Genomic DNA, 6,566 nt, shown 5'->3' with positions numbered 1-6,566 from the left:
CATGACCAACCCGCCGGATCGCACGACGGAGGACGCGGACCGGGTCCAGCGGGCTCTCCGCACACTGCTGGAGGAACGCGACCGCCTGCGGCAGGAGAACGACGCCCTCAGGGCCGGCCGCGGCGAGCCGATCGCCGTGGTGGCCATGGCGTGCCGCTACCCGGGCGGCGTGTCCTCGCCGGAGGACCTGTGGGAGGTGGTCCGCGACGGCCGGGACGTCGTGGACGACGTCCCGCAGGACCGCGGCTGGCGGGACGTGTACGACCCGGACCCCGACGCCGCCGGCAGCTCGTACGTGCGCCAGGGAGGCTTCCTGACGGACGTGGGCGCCTTCGACGCCGAGTTCTTCGGCATCAGTCCGCGCGAGGCACTGGCGACCGACCCGCAGCAGCGCCTGCTGCTGGAGACCTCGTGGGAGGTGTTCGAGCGGGCCGGCATCGTGCCCGCCGAGGTCCGCGGAACCGACGTGGGCGTCTTCACCGGGATCAGTTCGCCCGAGTACGGGGCGCGCTTCCTGGAGGCGGGTGCGCACGAGCTGGAGGGCTACCTGCTGCACGGCAGCACACTCAGCGTCGCCTCCGGCCGCGTGGCGTACGGGATGGGGTTCACGGGGCCGGCGGTGTCGGTGGACACGGCCTGCTCGTCGTCGCTGGTGGCGATGCACCTGGCCGCCCAGTCGCTGCGCACGGGCGAGTGCTCGCTCGCGCTGGCCGGCGGGGCCTCGGTGATGTCGGCGCCCGCGGTGCTCGTGGAGTTCTCCCGGCAGCGCGCGCTGTCGGCCGACGGCCGCTGCAAGGCCTTCTCCGACGGAGCCGACGGAACCGGCTGGGCCGAGGGCGTCGGCGTGCTGCTGCTGGAGCGGTTGTCCGACGCCCGCCGCAACGGCCACCCGGTGCTGGCGGTCCTGCGCGGTTCCGCGGTGAACCAGGACGGGGCCAGCAACGGGCTCACCGCCCCCAACGGCCGCGCCCAGGAGAAGGTGATCAGGAAGGCGCTCGCCAACGCCGGAGTCGCGGCCCGCGAGGTCGACGTGGTCGAGGCGCACGGCACCGGGACCTCGCTGGGCGACCCCATCGAGGCGGGTGCGCTGCTGGCGGCCTACGGGCGGGACCGGGCCGCGGACCGGCCGCTCTGGCTGGGGTCCGTGAAGTCGAACATGGGCCACGCCCAGGCCGCCGCCGGGGTCGCCGGGGTGATCAAGATGGTGATGGCCATGCGCCACGGCCACCTGCCGCGGACCCTCCACGTGAAGGCGCCCTCACCGCACGTGGACTGGTCGTCCGGCGCGGTCGAACTGCTGGTGGAGGGCCGCGCGTGGCCCCGGCGGGACGGTCCGCGGCGGGCCGGGGTGTCGTCCTTCGGGGTCAGCGGCACCAACGCCCACGTGATCCTGGAGGAGGAGCCGCCGCGGCCGCTGCCCCGGCCGGACGGCGGCCCCGCCCCGGTCCTCGCCGACGGGCCGGTGCCCTGGCCGGTGTCGGGCAGGAGCCCGGCCGCCCTGGCGGCGCAGGCGCGGCGGCTGGCGGACTTCGCGGCCACCGGCCCCGGCGCGCCGGTCGCCGACGTGGGACTGTCGCTCGCGGTGTCACGGTCCGCGTTCGAGCACCGCGCCGTCGTGATCGGCGCCGACCGGGAACGGCTGCGGGAACAGCTCGCCGACCCCGCCGTACGCGGAACGGCCGACATCGACGGCAAGACGGTGTTCGTCTTCCCCGGCCAGGGGGCGCAATGGGAGGGAATGGCGGTGGAGTTGGCCGACTCCTCGCCGGTGTTCGCGGCCCGGCTCGAGGAGTGCGCGCGGGCGGTCGAGGCCCATGTGCCGTGGCGGGTGCTGGATGTGCTGCGGCAGGTGGACGGAGCCCCGTCGCTGCAGCGGATCGAGGTGGTGCAGCCGGTCCTGTTCGCGGTGATGGTGTCCCTGGCGGAGCTGTGGCGGGCCTGTGGAGTCGTGCCGGCGGCGGTGGTGGGCAGTTCCCAGGGGGAGATCGCCGCCGCCTGCGTGTCCGGGGCGCTGTCGCTCGAGGACGCGGCGCACCTGGTGGTGGCGCGGTCGCAGCTGTTCGCCGATGAGCTGGTGGGGCGTGGCGCGGTGGCCTCGGTGGCGCTGGGCCGGGCGGAGACCGAGGCGCGCCTGGCGCCGTTCGGGGAGCGGCTGTCGGTCGCCGGGGTCAACGGGCCCCGGGCGGTGACCGTGGCCGGTGAAGTGGACGCTCTGGAGCAACTGGTCGCCGGCCTGGAGGCGGAGGGCGTGCGGGCGCGAGTGGTGCCGGCGACGGTGGCCTCGCACTGCGCGCAGGTGGACCGGCTGCGCGGGCGGATCGCCGACCTGCTCGGCTTCGTCCGGCCCCGGGCGGGCACGGTGCCGTTCTACTCGACGGTGACCGGGGGCGTACTGGACGGCTCGGAGCTGGACGCCGGGTACTGGTTCGACAACTGCCGCCGCCCGGTGGCCTTCGAGCCGGTGGTGCGGTCGTTGCTGGCCGACGGCTTCCGCGTCTTCGTGGAGTCCAGCGCGCATCCGGTGCTGACCTGGGGAGTGCTGGAGATCGCGGAGGAGGCGGGCGACGAGGTCGCTGCGGTGGGTTCGCTGCGCCGGGGCCAGGGCGGTCCGGAGCGGTTCTGCACCTCCCTCGGTGAGGCGTGGGTCCGGGGAGTGGACGTCGACTGGCCGGCGGTGTTCGCGGGCCGGGGAGCCCGTGTCGTCGACCTGCCGACCTACGCCTTCCAGCACCGGCACTACTGGCTGAGCGCCTCCCCGCAGACGGCGGTGGCGGCGGTCCCGCCGCCGACCGCACTGCCCGCGCGGGACGAGCAACTCCTGCCCCTGATGGACAAGCTCGCCACCCTCCCCGACGGGGACGCGGAGGCACTCGTACTGGAGCACGTCCTGGAAAAGGTCGCTCTCGTCCTCGGTCACCCCTCCGCCACCGCCATCGACCCCGACCAGAAATTCGGGGACATGGGATTCGACTCGATGCTCTCCGTTGAGCTGAGCAAACGTCTGGCCGCGACGACGGGCATCAAACTGAAAGCGAACGTGGTGCTGCGCCACCCCACACCGAAACTGATGACCGGACACATCATGTCCTCGATGACCGGCCGCGTGGCGCGGTGACTCCCCAGGTCCGGGGCGCTCGATGCCTCGCGGGATGTCCCGCCGGCGGGACACCGCAAGGTCCGCCGCGGTCCGTCGCGCCCCGGTACCGGAATGTCTTGACCGGCTGATCCACCTCCGTGAAGGTGGAGGTGATCTGCGAAATTCTGCGCATTCCTCCGCTTCCCGGGCCTATGTGTTGAGGGGTTGATCCGTTTGCGTTCATTCGATGCGCCGGCCGCGCATAAAGGGATGTGGCTGGCGCAGAAAATGACTCCCGACTCACTGAACCACGCGATGATCATGTGGGACGTGGACGGTGAACTGGACCGGGCGGCCATGGAATCCGCCTTCCGGCAGGTGCTGGAGGAGGCGGAGGTCCTGCGCGTCACCTTCGCCGACGACGGCGGCGGACTGCGGCTGACACCCCGCGAGCTGGGCGACTGGGAGCCGTTCTTCCTGGACCTGAGCGCCGAGGCCGATCCCGGACAGGCGGCCCGTGAAGCCCTCGCCGAGGTGCTGCGCCGGCCGTTCGACCTGGAACGGGACCTGCTGCTCCGGCTGGGCGTGGTCAGACTCGCGGCGACCCGCTCCCTGGTGGTGATCGCCTACCACCACCTGGTGTCCGACGGGTACGGGGCGGCCGGCCTGCTGTCCCGGCGTCTCGCCGAGGTGTACACGGCGCTGGTGCGGGACGAGAAGGCACCGGAACCGGCGCACGCGTGGGACGCCGAGTCGTTCGCCACCGCCGCGGCGGAGTACCACGCCTCCCAGCGGTCCCTGGACGACACCGAGTTCTGGCACGACTACCTCAAGGACGCGCCCGCACCCGCCCAGGTCCCGCGTGTCGCCCTGCCCGCGTCGGCGGAGTCCGCGCTCGGCGAACCGATGAGCGAGGCCGACCGCTGGTCGGAACTGGCCGGCGCCATCGGCATGGTGAGCCGGACACTGACCGTCCCGCGCGCCGAGGCGGACGCCTGGACCGAGGCCGCCAAGTCCATGGGCGTGTGGATGTCGTCGCTGCTGACCGCGGCCGCCGCGGCCTACCTCCGGCACCGGTGCGACCGCCCGGAGTTCCTGTTCTCGCTGGCCGTGGGCAACCGGGTCGGGGCGGCCAGCAGGACACCGGGCCTCGCGGTCAACGTGGTTCCCGTACGGGCGAGGGTCCCGCTCGGCGCGACCCTCACCGACATCGCCGACGCGCTGGGCGACGAGACCTACGAGATCTTCGACCACGCCGCCTGCCACTACTCCGAGATCCAGCGCGCCGGCGGAACCGTCCTGAGCGGCCGCGGCAGCTTCGGCGCCGTCATGAACGTCACCGAGTTCGCGGAGCAGCTCCACTTCGACGGCCACCCGGCCCGCTACCTGTGCGCGACCACCGGGACCTTCGACGAACTGTCCATCGCCGTCGGCACCGACGGGAGCCCCGACAGCGACCTGTGCTTCCGGCTCGACGCGCCCGCTGGCCTGTACTCCCGCGCGGAACTGCGCTTCATCGGCGCCGAGTTGATCGACTTCGTCCGCGCCCTGACGGCCGCGGGCCCGCAGGTGCCGGTCGGCGCGCTGGACGTGGTGAGCGGCGCCGGACGGGACCAGGTGCTGACGGCACCGAACGGCACGGACACCCCGCTGCCGGGACTGACCGTCCCGGAGCTGTTCGCCCGCCAGGCCGAGCAGGCGCCCGGGGCCGTCGCGTTGGTGTCCGGTGACGTGGAGGTCACCTACCGGGAGCTGGACGAGCGGTCGAGCCGTCTGGCCGGTGTGCTGCGCGGCCGGAACATCGGCCCCGAGACGGTGGTGGCGGTCGCGCTGCCCCGGTCGGTGGAGCTGGCCGTCGCCCTGCTGGGAGTGGCGAAGGCGGGCGCCGCCTACCTGCCGGTCGACCCCGCGCTCCCGACGGAGTGGGTCACGTCGGCGGCCGCTGACTGCCCGGTCCGCCTCCTGCTCACCGACGCGACGTCCGCCGCGGCGCTCCCCGCCGGCCTGGGACTGCCGGCGCTGCTGCTCGACGACCTCGGCCCGGACCCGGCGGCCGCCGACGGGGACGACGGGCGGGCGGTTCCGGTGCGGCTGCGCCGGGACAACCTGCTGGCCGTGGTGCCCGGCTCCGCGGAGACCACCGTGGTGGCGGTGACGCACCGGAACATGGAGCGGCTGGTACGGGACCGCGCCTGGGCGGACGGCGCCCGCGGCACCGTGCTGTGGCACGCGCCGCACTCCGGCGACGGGCTCGCCCTCGAACTGTGGGCGCCGCTGCTGAACGGCGGCCGGGTGGTCGTGGCGCCTCCCGGGGAACCGGACATCGACGCGCCGGCCCGGGCGCTAGCCACCGTGTGGCTGCCCCCGGCCCGGTTCGCGGCGATCGCGGCGGACCGGCCCGAGCGGCTCGCCGGGCTGCGCGAGGTGTGGACCGGCGGCGACCGCGTCCCCGCGGCCGCGCTGCGCCGGGTGCGCCGGGCCTGCCCCGGGCTGACGGTCGTCCACGGTCACGGCCCGGCGGAGACCACCGCGTTCGCCGCGTGTCACCGCCCGGCAGCGGACGAACCCGCGTACCCGGCGGGCACCGTCGGCCACGCGATGGACAACACGGCCCTGTACGTCCTCGGACCGGGCCTGGCGCCGGTGCCCGTGGGCGTCACGGGGGAGCTGTACGTGGCGGGAGCCGGGGTGGCGCGCGGTCGTGCCGGGCGCCCCGGGCAGACCGCTGAGCGGTTCGTGCCCTGCCCGTTCGGTCCGGCCGGCGGGCGCATGTACCGCACCGGCGACCGGGTGCGGTGGGGAGCCGACGGCCGCCTGGAGTACGTGGGCCGCGCCGGCGGCCAGGCGGACGTCCGGGGTGTCCTGGTCGAGACCGCCGAGGCCGAGGAAGCGCTGTGCGAGCACCCGGGGCTGGCACGGGCGGCCGTGATCGCCGGCGAGGACGGCACCGGGCAGCGTCGGCTGGTGGCCTACGTGGTCCCGGCCGGCGGCCCCGGCGCCGCGGCCGGCCCTTCCGCCGAGGAACTGCGCCGGTTCGCCGCCGGGCGGCTGCCGGAGTTCATGGTGCCGTCGGTGTTCGTGGTCCTGGAACGCCTCCCGGAGACGGCCGGCGGAAGGCTGGACCGGGCGGCGCTGCCGGAACCGGTCTTCGACGATGGGCAGTACCGGGCACCGCGCAACCGCACCGAGCGCGTGCTCGCCGAGGCCTTCGCCGATGTGCTGGAGGTGGACCGGGTCGGCATCGACGACGACTTCTTCGACCTCGGCGGCAACTCGCTGCGGGCCATCCGCCTGGTCGGCCTGATCCGCGCGGAGCTCAACCAGGAGGTGTCCATCCGCACGCTGTTCGCGGTACGCACCGTCGCCGGTCTGTCGGACACCTGGAAGGACCTCGCCCAGTCCAGCAGGCCGACGCTGCGCCGGCGGACGAAGGACGGCGAAGTCCTCTGAGCGGGGACCTCCCGGCCGCCGGCACGGCCACCGGAGACGA

The 6,566-nt window shown here is 74.4% G+C and carries 2 protein-coding genes; both read left to right on the top strand.

Going from position 1 to position 6,566, the window contains the following annotated elements; translation table 11 throughout:
* Window position 1 precedes the first annotated feature (1 nt).
* Window positions 2-3,115, top strand: coding sequence for a beta-ketoacyl synthase N-terminal-like domain-containing protein (locus ACF07N_RS22830; RefSeq protein ID WP_392115788.1), 3,114 nt, complete (start codon window positions 2-4; stop codon window positions 3,113-3,115).
* Window positions 3,116-3,346: 231 nt separating this feature from the next.
* Window positions 3,347-6,526 carry an AMP-binding protein gene (locus tag ACF07N_RS22825; protein WP_392115785.1) on the top strand — a complete coding sequence of 1,060 codons (3,180 nt, stop codon included), beginning with the start codon at window positions 3,347-3,349 and terminating at the stop codon, window positions 6,524-6,526.
* The last annotated feature ends 40 nt before the right edge of the window (window positions 6,527-6,566 follow it).

The sequence above is a fragment of the Streptomyces sp. NPDC015242 genome, assembly GCF_043079125.1.
Classification (GTDB): Bacteria; Actinomycetota; Actinomycetes; order Streptomycetales; family Streptomycetaceae; genus Streptomyces.
This window is presented reverse-complemented; position numbering and strand designations above follow the sequence as displayed.

Excerpts from the sequence above, each read along its gene's own strand:
- ACF07N_RS22825 (WP_392115785.1), top strand. The coding sequence starts at position 3,347 with ATGTGGCTGGCGCAGAAAATGACTCCCGACTCACTGAACCACGCGATG.
- ACF07N_RS22830 (WP_392115788.1), top strand. The coding sequence starts at position 2 with ATGACCAACCCGCCGGATCGCACGACGGAGGACGCGGACCGGGTCCAG.